The organism is Prochlorococcus marinus str. AS9601, assembly GCF_000015645.1.
Taxonomy (GTDB): Bacteria; Cyanobacteriota; Cyanobacteriia; order PCC-6307; family Cyanobiaceae; genus Prochlorococcus_A; species Prochlorococcus_A marinus_O.
Genome location: NC_008816.1, coordinates 611,391 through 627,339 on the forward strand (window position 1 = coordinate 611,391; position 15,949 = coordinate 627,339).

A 15,949-nucleotide genomic window follows, 5' to 3' on the forward strand; every position below is an offset into this window, starting at 1 on the left:
TTAACTATATGTTTGGAAATATTATCCTAAGTAACATTTTAAATTCTCTTCCATGCATAATCATAAGACCTTTCTTTACACTCCATGGAGCCTTTATAAACATTACGCACATAGCATATACAATCTCTTTTAAAGAAAGAGTATCAGTTAGAAAACCATACCATTGATTTTTAGGTAGTTGGAAAAAACTGCCAAAAAATTCTCTCAATAGTTTCTCATCAAACCTCATGAGTTTTTCTAATCCAAATTGGTAAAGTGATTTCTTCCTAATTAATTCTTTTGACCATAAAGTTTCCCAACCTTTTCTAGCAATATGATAGGTACTTAGATTTTTGTTTTTAATTGCTTCTGAGACTGCCTTTGCGACAAGTGGAGCTCTTCTTAAAACATTACCAATTAAATATCCAGATGCAGGATGTACCATTGAAGCAGCACCACCATATCCAAGTATTTGTTGTTTGAAATCTGGGATTGGCATATTCATAGGAAGAAATAAGCCAAGCTCTTCGTGCTGCATGCTTGTGATTGATATATTTCGATAAGAAAGCCTCTTCTCTAGTCTCTCTTTTAAATTTTCCATTGTTAGAGGATTTACCAAACCAAGAGATGTCTCTTCAAGAAAATATTTCCCATCCCCCATATCCATTGCATAAAGAAAAGTTGGCGGTTCTTTTTTTTGCTCATCGTTAAGATGATCATTTCTATAGTCCATTAATACAAACTGCCCTTTCTTAAGTGGAGGTTTACTAAAATTTCCTACTATCCCATAACAAGTTTGGACTGCTAAGGGACCACAGGATTTTAATTTAAGAAAAACAGGATCATAGCCTGTTGCATCTACTACTAATCTTGCAGAGTAAGTTTTTCCATCTTTTGTAGTTACTGTACTTTTGTATTTTTCAAAATGTATTTTGTTTGCAAAACCTTGATGCCATTTAATAAAAGACTTGTTGCATTCGTTAAACCAATAATTATGGAGTTTCTTCTTATCAAATAGTCCATAATCTAGTGAATGTTCCGTGGCTTTATTCTCGTCGTCCTGTTCTTCTAAAGCGCCATGCCCAAAAAAACTTACAGTATTCTTCCATCTATATTCAAGTAAATCCTGAAGCCCGAGTTGATCAACTTCTTTCCCCCAAATACCATATGTATTTGGCCAAGGTTCATCTGGTCCATTTGGAGAAAGCACTTCAACATCTAATTTTTCCTTCCCTAAAGCTGAGGCAATAGCCATACCGGCAGGCCCTGCACCCAAAACAAGAACATCTGGCATATTTTCTTTTGACATTAAATATAAATCTTATGATTAAAAAAATATATGGAACAAATAATTACTTCTGAGCCTAGAATTATATTTTTCATCCAATCCTTATAATGAGAGTAGATTAATAATAATAAAATTACTCAAATACTAGTGACTAAGTTTTCAGTGTTTTAACAATAATTTATAAGATTACAAAATAAAAAAAACTTTATTTATTTTTTTATCATAAAAAAAATATAAGAATTTAAATGATTAAATATAAAAGTATTTTAATTACTGGAGGTAATTCAGGAATAGGGTTTTTTGCCATTATTAATTTACTGAAGACGAAAAATATTTTATATGTTGTAATAAAAAACGAATTTAGAAAGAATGAATTTCTCAAAAAAATTGAGAAATATTTTGATAAAAATTACCTTATTAAATTTCTAAATATTATTGAAAATTGTGATCTTTCAGATCTAGAGAATATTAACAAAATTAAAGAATACTTTATTAGTAAAAAAATTTTTTTAGATACTGTTGTTTTAAATGCAGGATTACAATATACGGGTTCTTTTTACCCTAAAGTATCAAAACAAGGCATAGAACTAACTTTTGCGGTAAACCATCTTGCACATTTTTATTTGGTAAGTGTACTGAAAGATTTTATTAGAGATAAAGAAGAATCTAGAATCATTATTACATCATCAGATGTTCACGACCCCAAAAGTTCAGGTGGCAATATAGGAAAGAAAGCGGGACTTAATAACCTAGTTGATTTTAGAAAAAAAGTAACTGGGCAATTTTTAAATTTTAATGCTGATGAAGCTTATAAGAATAGTAAGTTATGTAATATTTTGTTTGCTAAAGAACTTGAAAAAAAATTAAAAATGTCCTCAAGTAAAATTTCTGTAATAACTTGGGCTCCCGGTCTAGTAATACCAACTGATGATTCTGGTTTTTTTAGATATAGTAAACGCTTTAATCTCTTTGGATATTTAATTTTTTCTAAAGTTGCAAAAAACATTTTAGGAATTTCTGAAAGTATAGAAAATGCTGGTAAGATACTTTCTGAAATTGTTGTTGATTCAAATTTAAATAATGTTGGTTACGTCCATTTAAGTAATAAACTTTTATCTTTTAAAAAACATAAATTAGTTGAAAGTAAGGTTAGTGATGAGGCAAATAATTCTGAGTTGGCTTCAAAACTCTGGATTTTAAGTGAAGAGATTTGTAGATCATTTGGCTTTGTTACTTTCAATATTTAAGGTTTGTGTTGGGAATGCAAACTCTATATTATTAACCGCAAATTCCTCAATAATTCTTAAATTTATAGATTGTTGAGCTTCCATTGCAGCGAGATAATTATTTGTTGGGATGTAATAAACTAGTTCGAAATTAAGACTGAAGTCGCCAAAGTCTGTGAAATGACACCTATCAAAAGAGGCATCTTTTGTCTCTTCAACTATTTTTTTTATTATTATTGGAATCAATTTCATAAGTTTTGGCGAGGTTTCATAAACAACTCCTAATTTATGCACTAACCTTCTTTTTTCCATTTGTGCGTAATTTGAAATTATTCCATTTGTAAGGGCGCTGTTGCTCATTACTATTACTTCTCCATTGATACTTCTTATTCTTGAGGACCTTACTCCGACCCTCTCAACCATTCCAAGGACGCCATCAGATTTTATAAACTCACCTTTTTGAAAAGGTTTATCAAGCAAAATTGTTATGTATTCAAAAAACTCCTGAACTGGGTCTTTCAAAGCTAATCCTGCTCCAATACCCCCTGCACTTAGGAGAGCCCAAATTGCGGTCATTTGAACACCTATATTTTGTAAGAAAAAGATTGAACCAATAGTCCATGTTAATGCTTTTATTAAAGGAGTAAGTGAAGATATCATTGAACTGATTGAGGAATCATTAATTTTCGATGTCGATTCTGTTAAAGATCTTATTAAAACTTTATTGAGAGCTTTTATAATTATTATCAATATGAATAATTTCAGAATATTTAATAATACAGAGATAAAAGTTATTTCATCAGCAAAAAAGTAGTCAATTGAAAAATAAAATGAGAGAAGGAAACCTATTGGTTTAACAATTCCAGAGATGACCTCAAAAATAAAATCATCAAAATTTGTCTTTGTACGCTTGGAGATCTTTTTGAAGAATATTTTTGAAAGTTTTGAAATTATTATCGACAATAAAATTCCAATAAAAAAAATAGATATTGCCAGAAGGAAGTTTTCAGTAACTAATTTCATATTCAAATAGAACTTCAAAATTTATCTTTAATAAAATTTTAAATTATCTCTAGATTACAGACCAGTCTTGTTTTCTCTTTATCTAATTATTATATTTCTAATTTCTTTAAATTCTTTTCTATCCGCAGTTTTGCATAATTCAAAAATTATTGATTCAGTAGTTGTTAAGATCGCTCCCTTCTGAATCATTCTCTGCAATGCTATTTCATGATCTACCCTATTTCGACTGCTCATAGCATCTGATACGAGAATAACTTCAAATCCTTTTTCTAAACAATCTAAGGCTGTTTGTTGAATACAAATATGCGTTTCGATACCACAAACTATCAAATTTGTAATTTTCTTATTTTTAAGTTCTTCTAAAAATTCTTGTATGTTAGCTAAGCTAAAATCCATTTTCTCAATTTTTTTAAATCCATTTTTGGGCAACAATTCAGGTACCGTTGCACCCAATTTGAATGGGTTCTGTTCAGATAAAAAAATGTTTTCTTCTAAAATTTGGTAGGCATCTATTAGCTTTTTGATGTTTTTGGTTATTGAATCTTTGTTAAATATTGCTCTTATAATTTTTTCCTGAACATCTATGATTAGTAAAGCATTCACTTTTGGTGATAGTTTGTCAGAAGATTTTTCATGCCCCTTCATTATTTGTATTTAAAGATATATTCAACATAGTATTTTGAACAACTTTAGTAAACATTTTAAATCATAAAGTTGTTTTAATCTCATCTAGAGTTATTATTGAGAATAGCCGTGGGTTAATTGTTGTCATTATCCTCTCAATACAATGTCATTACATCTCCTCTAGGAGACGGCTTACATAAAGATGGGAAGAGGTTAACTCCTCAGAGGTTAAAGGTTCTTAATTTATTTGAAAATATTGGCTCTGGAAAGCATCTTAGTGCTGAAGAGGTTCATGAAAAGTTAGTTAAAACAAGCTCCAAAGTTTCACTAGCAACAATTTATAGAACTTTAAGACTTTTAGTACAAATGGGTTTGCTTCATGAATTAGAACTTAGTGAAGGTGGACACAGATATGAATTGCTTAGTAACGACACACCGGATCATCATCATTTGATTTGCATTAGGTGTGGAAGAACAGAAGAATTCGAAAATGACGAAGTTTTAGAGGCAGGCAAAGTCGCAGCTAAAGTTAATGGTTTTAAACTAATTGAATCCTCTTTAAATGTAAGAGCTATTTGTCCTAATTGCATTTAGTAGGTTTTAACTTAAAGTCCCTCCACAACTTGACCCTGCACCTGCAGTGCAAGCAAAACAATGCTCTTTAACAGCTACCCCGTAGTCAAAAGTAAATGATTCATCCAATAGATCAAAAAGTGTCTTTGGCCCTTTATTTTCTCGGAAATTGATCTGTTGGTTAAAGTCACAATCATAAATTTCTCCTAACCAATTTACGCTAATAGTTTTTTTACACATAAGATTTTCTAAATTATTTTCATTAAAATTTTCTTTTAGTAATTTGTAATAAGTATTTAGTTTCCCTTCTCTTCTTAGAGATTCTTCATATCTATTTATTGGCATATTAGTTATTGTGTATAAATTATTAAAAACAATATTATATTTTTCGAATAGTATTTTTTTATAATTTTTTTCCAATATTTCCTGAGAAGGAGGAAGAATAGGGCTTACAGGATTGTAAACAAGATTTAATTGCAATCCAGTTTCTTTCTTTCCATAGCCTAAATTATTAAGAATTTTTATAGCATTAATACTTTTTTCAAAAACCCCAAGACCCCTTTGAATCTCAACATTATTTTTTTCATAACACGGCAGCGAAGCAGTGACTATTACTTTATTCTTTGCAAGAAATTGAGGAAGATCTTCATAACCTTCTTCAAAGAAAATTGTTAAATTGCATCTATCAATAATATCAACTTGTTTTGTGCTCAAACTAGCTATTAGGTTTTTAAATTCTGGGTGAAGTTCTGGCGCGCCACCTGTTATATCTAAAGTCTTGATTTTGTACTTATCAATTATTTTTGGAATGAGAGATATTATTTCATTGGACATCTTTTCAGTCCTCAGAGGACTTGAATTAACATGACAATGCTTACAAGCCTGATTGCATTTATAACCTATATTGATTTGCAATGTTTCTATAGGTTCTTTATATATTGAGGGGAATTTTTCTTTCATAAATCTATTATTTATAAATTGTCATTTGAAAATTCAAAAGTCAACTACTTTTTTTAAAGTTTGATCTCTTATTAGCAAGTTCAATAAACCAACTTATATATTCTTTGGGACCATTTTGAAAAACCAAGTCAAACTTTAAGTTGTCATAAAGATCACTGATCCCTTTTAAACCAGTTTTTTTTGTAGAGGGTCTTTCAACTTCACCAGAACTACTATCTACAAAAATTATTTTATTATTAATACCAAATTCATCCCCTAATATTTGTATAAATTCTAAAAAAGATCTGTCACTTCCTCCTCTTGAATAACTATTTTCACCATTATTTTTTTTTGATGTTATTGTGTCACCAACTCCTACAATCAAAGGCATGTTTTCTGTTTGAATAGTTCTTTTGCATAAATCAATTTTTCCCGCAATAGAACTTGGAGAGTCTCTAAAATTAAAATTTCTTCCAAAAGGAGCTTTACCAGTTTTATCCGCAATAAATCTATTTAAAAGAAATAAAACTCCAGAATCTTTAACTGCTCCTTTAATAAGTAATTGTATGTCTGTTGATCCGATATCATCTTGAGAAGAAAGTTTAATTGTTTCTCTACCATTTTTATTACCTAAATTTGGTGAAATATGAAGGAAAAATGAGTTTTTGAGGCCTTCGGATTCAGCTTTTAAAATGATTTCATTCATCATTTTTTCAAAACTAATTTGAATAAGCTTTCTTTTATCAGAATCTTCATGAACTAAATCAAATAGACTATTGAAATTAATCGTTGGCGAGAAGCGTGTTTCACATATTGATTTTACTGCGTGAAAATTGATATCCTTTTGGCTAAGTTCAGGAAAAATGTTCTTAACTATATAATTAAATTTTGGTCTTATTAAACTAGGTACTTTAGATAAAAAACTTAGTTCTTTTTCTGAGACTCCTTCAAAACTTATTTCACCATTACTGTCTTGATACTCTACTCCACAGGCAGCTAAACCTCTTAAATATAGTTCTTTGTTTTTAGGCTCAGTGGTGCTCCTTAAACTCCTCTCTATTATTCTGTTGACTCCTCTTGGACCTTCATGTTCCCCGCAAGTTAATACAAAGAATTCCTCGGCAAATTCTTTAACTGCATAGATATATTTTGATTCTAGTTCTCTAGTCATTGGATCTTTAACTAAAGGGATACAAACTCCGTCAATGTCTTGAATAAATAAAATATTTTTAGAATAAATTAATTGTTTTTGTTCATTTAAATTACTTGCCATATATTCCATATTTATAATTATTTTTTTCTTTTAGTTTCCACTTTCTCAGAAATTATAAATTAAAAAACTCAATATTTTCAATAAATAATTTGCTATGGTCAAAAATTGCTTTAATGTAGAAAAATGTTGATATGTGAAAAGAAATTAAAAAAATTATCGAGAGTTTCCAAAAATGAAGAATAATTTCGTAGAAAACATCAAAGATGAAAAATATTTTTATTCATTAATTAATGATATAAAGAATAGCAAAGTTGGATTTTACAGTGTTGGTTTATATCCTGCATCACTAGCATACAACTGTGCTATGCATGGAAAATCAAATAATATTCTCTTGGCTCCTAGGGAAGATAGAGATTTGTTAGGTGCTTTCTCAAATGATGTTATTTCTGATATGGATAATGAGATTATTGAAAAGATTAAGAGAATGGGAAATTATTATTCAGAGGGAAAAATAAAGTCTTTTGATCTAAAAGATCTCCTCTTGAAATGTGAGATAGTTATTCTTGCTTCAAATAGTAATCACATACAAGATGATGTTAAAAATGCTTTAGAACTAAGAAAAAATTTAAAAAGAGAAAATGTGGTTCTTGGTTGCCTAGTCGGTTCTTTTTGTATTGATAATAAAAATAAAAACCCTTTTATTCTTTGCAATAAATATCCAAATTTAGCCTTTTTTACAGGATTTCATCGTCACGGAGCTTTACGAAATCCTAATGATAGTTTTACTGCAAATTTCTGCCATCCTGATGCGCTAACAGCATTAATAGGAGCACGCATTTTGAATCAATTATCACCGAAAATTCAAGTTTCTCCTGGAGTTCACAATATTGAATGTCAATATATAAAGTCTATAAAAAATATATCATCAATATTTGCAGGTTTTGTAAATAACTTTCATTCCGATAAGCCAGGAATGCTGCCTACCATTAATACGATTTTGTTAACTCAATGTTTAGATCAGGCCGCATCAGTATCAATAAAAGTTAGAAAAGAAAATAAATTAGAGAATAAATATCTTTCATTAAAAGAACTTGGTTATGGTGAAGAAATAATTAGTGCAAGGGAAATAATTAATGATAAATTTTTTGAAAAAGGAGATTATACTTTTTCTCAATTAAATGCTGTTAAGGCTGATGTTTTAGGGAGTATGACTCTACCAACTGAAGGGAAACCAACACGGAATTTTCAAGCAGGACAAGTTTTATCAGATATGCTTTTGCAACTCAACAGATGTCCAAAAGATGTCTCAGAATTTGTAAATTGGTGTAATAAATACTCTCTCAGTCAAGGAGGTTTAGAAGGTCTAAAATCTTTAAAATTTTGGCCAGACATTTATAAGGAATTCAAAATTAAAAATAACAATTGTTCAATGATTAATCTGATTTATTTATGCTTTAATGCTAATTCAGAAGAGAAAAAAGAAATTTATAATGTTTTAATTAGTTCAGAAGAAATCACTAATTTTTGCCAAGAATCTGTGAAATCCGAATTATCTTTCGAACTAAATGAAAAATTAAAAGGAGATTATCTTTTTGATGATATTGAAAACTTTTATAAGAAATTATTTATTGAAAAAGAGCAAAATGCCCTTAAAACAAATGAAGACAGTAATCAAATTTCTAAAAAAAATCCTAGTTATATTAAAGTATTGAAAATTATTAATAAATATTTTAATAATTGATTATTTTTCTAATTTGCTAGAAAGCAAAGTTTTAATTTATTTACTAATCTTGATTGCAGGGTTAGAATTATTATGGTTTAAAAGGTTTTTTTTGAAAAAGGAATTAACTCATCGTTCTCATGAACTTAAAGCTCTTGGTTGGAATCAAGAAGACTTAACAAGATACGAAGATTTATGGGACTACAGCCAAAGATGGGGATTAATAAATTTAGAAAGAGAAGACAGACAGTTTTTAAAGCAGGCAGAAAAGTTACTCCCAAAGATCCAAAATAAAAAGATATCCGTTAAAAAAACTATTGAAGAAAAATCTTATTATCTATGGTTAAATTTTTACCTTGATGAAATTAATATTTTTAGTAATTCTAATCTTCCAAAAAATAAATATGGTGTTTGGACACTCTTAATTGAAGAGGAAATAAAACTTCTTGAGGAATTACAACCAGTTTTGGGTCTTCCAGATACTTTAAAAGCTAAGAATCTATATGAAAATAGAAAAGAGCTTATAAATAAAGCTTTTAGCGAATTTGATGCTAAGAACAATGATAAGTGTTTCAATTTTGATGAGGTTCTTAACAACTCTGAAAAAGATGTTGGTAAGAATTGGAAATCAATTACTGAAAAAGATCCTGAGGCTAATAAAACTTTTCCAATAATTGATTCTGCAAATATTGAGAAACTCAGATCTGCGATAACAGAGGATTTGAGTACATATATGAAAGATAATTACCCCTCATTAAAAAAGGATTTATAAATATTTATCTTTTTTTTGTTTTTTTTTGGGACTTTTCTAAGTTAAATAGATAATAGGATTATTTAAAAATTTTGAGCAACCAAAAGTTCGAGACACTTCAGCTACATGCAGGCCAAGTTCCTGATCCAACTACAAATTCTAGAGCAGTACCCATTTATCAAACTAGTTCCTATGTCTTTGATAATGCAGAGCATGGAGCTAACCTTTTTGGATTAAAAGAATTTGGAAATATTTATACTCGACTTATGAATCCCACCACAGATGTCTTCGAAAAAAGGATGGCAGCTTTGGAGGGAGGTATGGCAGCACTCGCAACATCCTCAGGTCAAGCTGCTCAATTCCTGGCAATCGTGAACTGCATGACAGCAGGGGATAATTTTGTCTCTACATCTTTTTTATATGGTGGGACCTACAATCAATTTAAAGTACAATTTCCAAGATTAGGAATAGAAGTTAAATTTGCTGATGGTGATAGTATCGATAGTTTTAGAAATAAAATTGATGATAAAACCAAAGCAATATATGTTGAATCAATGGGAAATCCTAGGTTCAACATTCCAGATTTTGAGGGACTCTCTGCTTTAGCGAAGGAAAATGGAATTCCTCTAATAGTGGATAATACCCTTGGTGCTGGTGGTGCTTTAATAAGACCAATTGATTTTGGAGCGGATGTTGTTGTGGAAAGTGCAACTAAATGGATCGGTGGACATGGAACAAGCATCGGTGGGGTTATTGTTGATGCCGGAACCTTTGATTGGGGAAATGGTAAATTCCCACTAATGAGTGAGCCAAGCGCTGCTTATCATGGGCTCGTTCATTGGGACGCTTTTGGATTCGGTAGTGATATCTGCAAATCTTTGGGAGTACCTGATAACAGGAATATAGCTTTTGCTTTAAGAGCAAGACTTGAATGCCTCAGAGACTGGGGGTCAGCTCAAAGTCCTTTTAATTCTTTCTTGCTATTGCAGGGTTTGGAAACTCTAAGTTTAAGAATAGAAAGACAAACTTCTAATGCTCTTGAATTAGCAAAATGGTTAGATACTAATTCTAATGTAAGTAGTGTTAATTATCCTGGCCTAGAATCTGACCCATATTACTCTAGTGCCAAAAAATATACTACTGGAAGGGGAATGGGTTGCATGCTTATGTTCTCCCTAAATGGGGGTTATGAAAATGCAGTAAGATTTATTGATTCCTTAAAATTGGCGAGCCACCTTGCTAACGTGGGTGATTCAAAAACATTAGTAATTCATCCTGCTTCAACAACTCATCAGCAATTATCTGAAGAAGAACAATTATCTGCAGGTGTGACTCCTACAATGGTAAGAGTTTCTGTAGGAATCGAACATATTGATGATATAAAAGCAGATTTCGAACAAGCACTTTCAAAAATCACATAGGAAAGGAGATTTATTGGCTTTAATAATTCCTAGTAACTATCACAAGATTAGTGATGTCGAGAAAAATCATATATCTTGGATCGAACCAGAATTGGCAAAAAGACAGGATATACGTCCTCTTAGGATTGGTATTTTAAATATCATGCCTCTTGGCAAACAGTATGAATTTAACTTACTACATCCACTTGGTTTATCTCCTCTTCAAATTGAGCCAGTTTGGATAAAGCTTAAGACTCACTCTTATAAAACATGGGATCTTAATCATCTAAATAATCTATACATAACTTGGGAAGAAGCAAATAATCCAAAACCGTTAGATGGAATCATTATTACTGGAGCACCTATTGAGCACCTAGCCTTTGAGGAGGTTAAGTATTGGGATGAATTTGTGAAAATTGTAAATGAAGCCAGAAATTCTTGTGCGAGTACTCTTGGATTATGTTGGGCTGGCTTTGCTCTGGCTTATTTGGCAGGGGTTGATAAGCAAGTTTTTGATAGGAAATTATTTGGGGTATTCCCTTTAAAAAGTCTTGTTCCTGGACACCCTTTGATGGGTACACAAGATGATGAATTTATTTGTCCTCAAAGTAGATTTGCTGGATTACCAGATTTGGAAATGGAGAAGGCCCAAAAAGAAGGGAAATTGAATTTGTTGGCATATGGAGAAAACGTTGGATATACAATATTTGAATCTAATGATCAAAAACAACTTATGCATTTAGGTCATCCTGAGTATACGGTGCATAGAATTATTAGTGAAATTGAAAGAGACAAAGAAAAGGGAGATGTTCCTCCACCTGAAAATTTTGATCTATATAGTTCAAAAACCGCTTGGAGATCTCATAGGAATTTACTTTTTCAGCAATGGCTTTGGTTTTGTTATCAACAAGTTAGTCTTAATTAACTTTTTTCAATGAGCGCTTTCAATACCACCTAGTCTTTCAAATAGGTTAAGACTTTCTTTATTTAATCCTACAATTTCAACTTTAGATCCACCATTCTGGAATTTTCTAATAATTTGCTCAAGAGCAACAACGCCACTTTGATCCCAAATATGAGCTAAAGACATGTCAATTACAATATTTTCTGGATGTTCATGAATATCAAATCCTTGTAAAAAATAAATTTTACTTACAAAAAATAATTGTCCTTTTACTTTATAGGTAGTTAAATTATTTTCTTTTGCTCCTGAGACAGTTATAACTTTTGCAACTTTTCTGCTGAAAAGAATTGCAGCTAATGCAACTCCTGCAATAACTCCAAGCGCAAGATTATGAGGTTTTGTAAGCATAGTAACTGAGAAAGTCATAAGCATGACTGCAGTATCGCTTTTAGGTATCTTTCTAATATTTTTTAATCCATTTATATCTGCTGTACTTATTGCAATCGTTATCATGATTGCTACTAAAGCCGCCATTGGGATTGCTCCAATCCAAGACTTCAAGAGGATAATCATAATTAGTAGAGATATACCTGAGGAGAGGGTTGATAATCTAGATTTACCACCATTCTCAGTATTCATTACAGATTGCCCAACTAAGGCACATCCTGCCATTCCACCAAATAAGGATGCCACAATATTTGCGATTCCCTGTCCTCTTGCTTCTTTATTTTTATTAGAACTTGTATCAGTTACATCGTCTAAAATGTCTTGAGTTAAAAAGGTTTCCATTAAACCTACGAGAGATATTGCAAGTGAAGTCGGTAAAATTATCCCTAATGTTTCAAGACTAAAAGGTACTTTCCCATTTTCTATTGATCCAAAAGGAAGAGAAATACTTGGCAATCCATCAGGTAATTTACCCAAATCGCTAACTGTTGGGACATCTAGATTAAAAAATATGCTTATAAGAGTAATTACTACTATTGCGATAAGTTGCGATGGTACTACTTTTGTGATTTTTGGAAGTCCATAGATAATTACTAATCCTAGGATTACAAGAATCCAAACTACTGGAATCTGAGAGTTAATTGGATATTGACTGATAGTTTGTTCAACTAATTCTTTTGATTCTTTAATCCCTATTCCTAACTGAGGTAGTTGTGCTTGAAATATTAAAAGTGCCAATGCATTTACAAATCCACTTAATACTCCTGTTGGAACGAATCGCATTTGGTAGGCAAGCCTTAAGTATCCCCAAAGAATTTGGAAAATTCCAGTTAATATTCCAGCTGCAATGAGATATGGGACTCCTAATCCAGGAGCTTGTGATTCTCCATAAGCAACAAGTCCAGTCATTAAAAGAGCTGTTGAACCTGTGGCTGAAGTGATCATCCCCCTTCTACCTCCAACAATGGCAATCGTTATAGATAGGCAAAATGCACCAAAAAGGCCAACTTTAGGATCTACACCAGCTATACCTGAAAAAGCAATTGCTTCTGGGATCATTGCAAAAGCTACAACTAAGCCAGAGAGAATATTTGACTTTGGATCATCTAACCAATTTTTAGATAAATATCTTGAGAAATTTGACATTTTAAGTTTCTTTATAATTAAAAAGTTACCTCATAGAGGAGGCAAAATACCTTGTGGGTCAAAAATATTCTTTAAAGTTTTTAATTCGTTCATTCTATTTCCAAAGGCTAATGTAATTTCTTCTTCATGAGAATTCAAATGATTATGCAATTGGGCTAAGTGAATATTTGGATAAAACCTTTTTAGCTTGCTCCATGATTTATAAATCCATTCCAGAGCGACTTCTTTTTCTTGAAGATCATTTTTTTTCCATGATGCATATATCCATGGTTTCCAAGTACTTTTTCTATGAACAAAAAAGCTTGCTCCATGATTTAACTTTTTAGTTTTGCCACCTAATTGTTGAGAAGCAATATAACAGGAATTATTAGGTTTATTTTCCATTATTTCACTCAAACATTTTATAAAAATTGGAATATCATTTTTTAAATCTTCTCCAAGAAGACTAATTACCTCAGAATGGTTATTTGCATTCAGCTCATATAAATTCAATTCCTTTGGGAAAAAATTAATTTTGTTAAAGTTTTCATAAAATTGTTTTTCAAGAGTAGGAAATTTGTCTAGAAGCATTAAGTTTTCTTCTGTTCTTTTATCCTCTAAATTATTAAGCTCAGCAAAAATATATATATAAATTTTTTGGGCATAAATCCATTGAAGACTAATATTTTCTGGAAATTCCTCTGATAGTTTTATTATTTCTGAAAGTTCATTTGGATTTACAAATCCTTCAATAACCTTGATTGGATTAGATTGGATAGTCTTAAGTTCTATTTCAGTAATAATTGAAAAGAAGGGTGCTGCGCCTTTAATTGCTTCCCAAATCAATTGTTCTTCTGGATTTATTTGATTTTTTTTTAAAGAGATAAATGTGCCATTTCCCAAGAAACCTTTTATTGATTCAATATTATCAATAGCTAATCCGTAGGCTCTACTGAGCGGGCTTACTCCACCAGTGAGTATATAGCCTGCTCCAGGAAGTTTAGAAAGTCCGATTGGAAAACTTCGATTATGTTTTTGTAAATGATTTACTAGATCCCCCATTATTACTCCACCTCCAATTGTCACTAAATTGGTTTTTCTATCTAGGTGAATTTTGTTGTAATTTTTTCTTAGATCAAGAGTTGTAAAACCATTTTTTGCACAGCTAGAGGTTGTACCTCCACTGCATACGCAAAGGTGCTCGAATTCTTCATTAGAATAGTTATCCTCATAAAATAAGGACTCATCAACGTCATAAATTAATTTCTTTAATTTTGCATCTTTTGAGTTGATATTTGGAACTTCAAGCAAACTATTATTTTTCACTACATGATATTGTTCTTTACTATTATGGTATAAGTAATAACTTGATTTTGGATAATTTAGATTCGAAGTTAAATAATCAAGTCGCGATACTTATCTGTGGACACGGCAGTAGAAATAAACTAGCCATTACTGAATTTCAAGAATTAACTCAGTTTATCCAAAAAAGATATCCAAACTATTTGGTTGAATATGGTTTCTTGGAATTCGCTAAACCTTCACTTGTTGATGCTCTAGACAAATTAAGAGATCTTTCTATAAAAAAAGTAATTGCAATACCCGCAATGCTTTTCGCTGCTGGCCATGTGAAAAATGATATACCTAGCTTGCTTATGAATTATTCAAGTAAAACAGGTATTGAAATAATTTATGGAAGAGAATTAGGTATTAATAATTTAATGATTAGTGCAGCTTGTGAAAGAGTTAAAGATGTATTTAAACAAAATAATACACTTAAACCTGAAGAATCATTATTAGTTGTTGTTGGTAGAGGCTCTTCTGACCCAGATGCGAATTCCAATGTTTCAAAAATTACGAGAATGATCGTAGAAGGTATTGGTTTAGGGTGGGGGGAAACAGTTTTTTCTGGGGTAACTTTCCCTCTAGTTGAACCTGGCTTGAAAAATGTTGCGAGACTTGGTTATAAAAATATAATTATTTTCCCTTATTTCCTTTTCTCAGGTGTCCTTGTCACAAGAATAAAAAGGCAAAGTGATTTAGTTGCTATTAATAATCCAAATATTTCATTTATACATGCAAAATATCTTTCGTCACAGTCTTATGTGGTCGACACTTTTGTAGAAAGGATTGAAGAGATTCTTAATAACGAAGGTAATAATTTTATGAATTGCTCAACCTGTAAATATAGGTCAAATTTATTTGGCTTTGAAAAAGAAGTTGGAATGGTACAAGAAAGTCATCATGACCATGTAGAGGGCTTGGGTATCAGTTGTGATTTATGTGATCCTGAATGTAATGGTGCTTGTGAAATACAAAATCAAATACCAACTCATAACCAAGAAAAATCAAACTCAGGAGGAGGAGATTACTTGGAACATGAACATGTGGAGGCTCATCAACATGAACATGATCACCATCACCATCACCATAGTATTTATCCAAATTCAAAACACCCTTTAGGACCTGTCACGCTTCGCTTGCCTAATAAAGACTAAATCTTAAGAAAATCCGTTGAAAATCGATTAATCACCTGTCTCTTTCTCGACTTAGTCTTAATAGACTCAGTATATATAAGTATTCTTAATATAAATTCTTGAAAGTATTTTGGACTAGATTTTCCACAATTTAAAGGTTGTTTTCCACGTCCAAATCCACATTGAATTAGAAATGCCAGTATTTTTCAAAAAAAACAGGACATCAACATTATTATTGACTTTTCTTTAAGATTTATTCA

Annotated in this window: 14 protein-coding genes; 7 read left to right on the plus strand and 7 right to left on the minus strand. The window is 31.1% G+C overall.

Annotated elements, in window-relative coordinates:
* Positions 1 to 4: 4 nt before the first annotated feature.
* Positions 5 to 1,288 (minus strand): lycopene beta cyclase, encoded by a 1,284-nt coding sequence (gene crtL, locus A9601_RS12475; RefSeq protein WP_025925152.1) that lies wholly within the window; start codon positions 1,286 to 1,288, stop codon positions 5 to 7.
* A 224-nt stretch (positions 1,289 to 1,512) separates the two neighbouring features.
* Here crtL and A9601_RS12480 point away from each other — a divergent pair, with 224 nt between their 5' ends.
* The gene (locus A9601_RS12480; protein WP_011818138.1) at positions 1,513 to 2,514 is read left to right on the plus strand and encodes an SDR family NAD(P)-dependent oxidoreductase; all 1,002 of its coding nucleotides are present in this window, start codon (positions 1,513 to 1,515) and stop codon (positions 2,512 to 2,514) included.
* Here the strand turns inward: A9601_RS12480 and A9601_RS12485 are convergent.
* Together A9601_RS12485 and A9601_RS12490 are read right to left on the minus strand one after the other, a co-directional pair.
* Positions 2,485 to 3,516, minus strand: coding sequence for a mechanosensitive ion channel family protein (locus A9601_RS12485; protein WP_011818139.1), 1,032 nt, complete (start codon positions 3,514 to 3,516; stop codon positions 2,485 to 2,487). The two genes, A9601_RS12480 and A9601_RS12485, sit on opposite strands and share 30 nt — an antisense overlap.
* Positions 3,517 to 3,594: 78 nt before the next feature.
* Positions 3,595 to 4,161 carry a hydrolase gene (locus A9601_RS12490; protein WP_011818140.1) on the minus strand — a complete coding sequence of 189 codons (567 nt, stop codon included), beginning with the start codon at positions 4,159 to 4,161 and terminating at the stop codon, positions 3,595 to 3,597.
* 120 nt (positions 4,162 to 4,281) lie between these two features.
* Between A9601_RS12490 and A9601_RS12495 the strand changes: the two genes are divergently transcribed.
* Positions 4,282 to 4,734, plus strand: a complete 453-nt coding sequence (locus tag A9601_RS12495) for a Fur family transcriptional regulator (protein WP_011818141.1) — start codon at positions 4,282 to 4,284, stop codon at positions 4,732 to 4,734.
* A gap of 6 nt (positions 4,735 to 4,740) precedes the next feature.
* Here A9601_RS12495 and arsS read toward each other — a convergent pair whose 3' ends face one another.
* Positions 4,741 to 5,673: an arsenosugar biosynthesis radical SAM (seleno)protein ArsS gene (gene arsS, locus A9601_RS12500; RefSeq protein ID WP_011818142.1), complete on the minus strand. Its 933-nt coding sequence runs from the start codon at positions 5,671 to 5,673 to the stop codon at positions 4,741 to 4,743.
* Positions 5,674 to 5,713: 40 nt separating this feature from the next.
* The gene (stpA, locus tag A9601_RS12505; protein ID WP_011818143.1) at positions 5,714 to 6,934 is read right to left on the minus strand and encodes a glucosylglycerol 3-phosphatase; all 1,221 of its coding nucleotides are present in this window, start codon (positions 6,932 to 6,934) and stop codon (positions 5,714 to 5,716) included.
* Between the two features lie 163 nt (positions 6,935 to 7,097).
* Between stpA and A9601_RS12510 the strand changes: the two genes are divergently transcribed.
* The 4 genes from A9601_RS12510 (at position 7,098) to A9601_RS12525 (ending at position 11,661) form a co-directional block, all read left to right on the plus strand.
* Positions 7,098 to 8,606 (plus strand): hypothetical protein, encoded by a 1,509-nt coding sequence (locus A9601_RS12510; RefSeq protein ID WP_011818144.1) that lies wholly within the window; start codon positions 7,098 to 7,100, stop codon positions 8,604 to 8,606.
* A gap of 91 nt (positions 8,607 to 8,697) precedes the next feature.
* Positions 8,698 to 9,357, plus strand: coding sequence for a hypothetical protein (locus A9601_RS12515; protein ID WP_011818145.1), 660 nt, complete (start codon positions 8,698 to 8,700; stop codon positions 9,355 to 9,357).
* Between the two features lie 71 nt (positions 9,358 to 9,428).
* Positions 9,429 to 10,757 carry an O-acetylhomoserine aminocarboxypropyltransferase/cysteine synthase family protein gene (locus A9601_RS12520; RefSeq protein ID WP_011818146.1) on the plus strand — a complete coding sequence of 443 codons (1,329 nt, stop codon included), beginning with the start codon at positions 9,429 to 9,431 and terminating at the stop codon, positions 10,755 to 10,757.
* Positions 10,758 to 10,770: 13 nt separating this feature from the next.
* A complete protein-coding gene (locus A9601_RS12525; RefSeq protein WP_011818147.1) occupies positions 10,771 to 11,661 on the plus strand; it encodes a homoserine O-succinyltransferase in 891 nt (296 codons plus the stop codon).
* A 6-nt stretch (positions 11,662 to 11,667) separates the two neighbouring features.
* Here the strand turns inward: A9601_RS12525 and A9601_RS12530 are convergent, their stop codons facing one another.
* Positions 11,668 to 13,233, minus strand: coding sequence for a SulP family inorganic anion transporter (locus A9601_RS12530; protein ID WP_011818148.1), 1,566 nt, complete (start codon positions 13,231 to 13,233; stop codon positions 11,668 to 11,670).
* 30 nt (positions 13,234 to 13,263) lie between these two features.
* A complete protein-coding gene (locus A9601_RS12535) occupies positions 13,264 to 14,538 on the minus strand; it encodes an FAD-binding protein (RefSeq protein ID WP_011818149.1) in 1,275 nt (424 codons plus the stop codon).
* A 41-nt stretch (positions 14,539 to 14,579) separates the two neighbouring features.
* On the opposite strand from A9601_RS12535, the gene A9601_RS12540 reads away from it, so the two are divergent.
* Positions 14,580 to 15,710 carry a sirohydrochlorin chelatase gene (locus A9601_RS12540; RefSeq protein WP_144039678.1) on the plus strand — a complete coding sequence of 377 codons (1,131 nt, stop codon included), beginning with the start codon at positions 14,580 to 14,582 and terminating at the stop codon, positions 15,708 to 15,710.
* Positions 15,711 to 15,949: the final 239 nt, after the last annotated feature.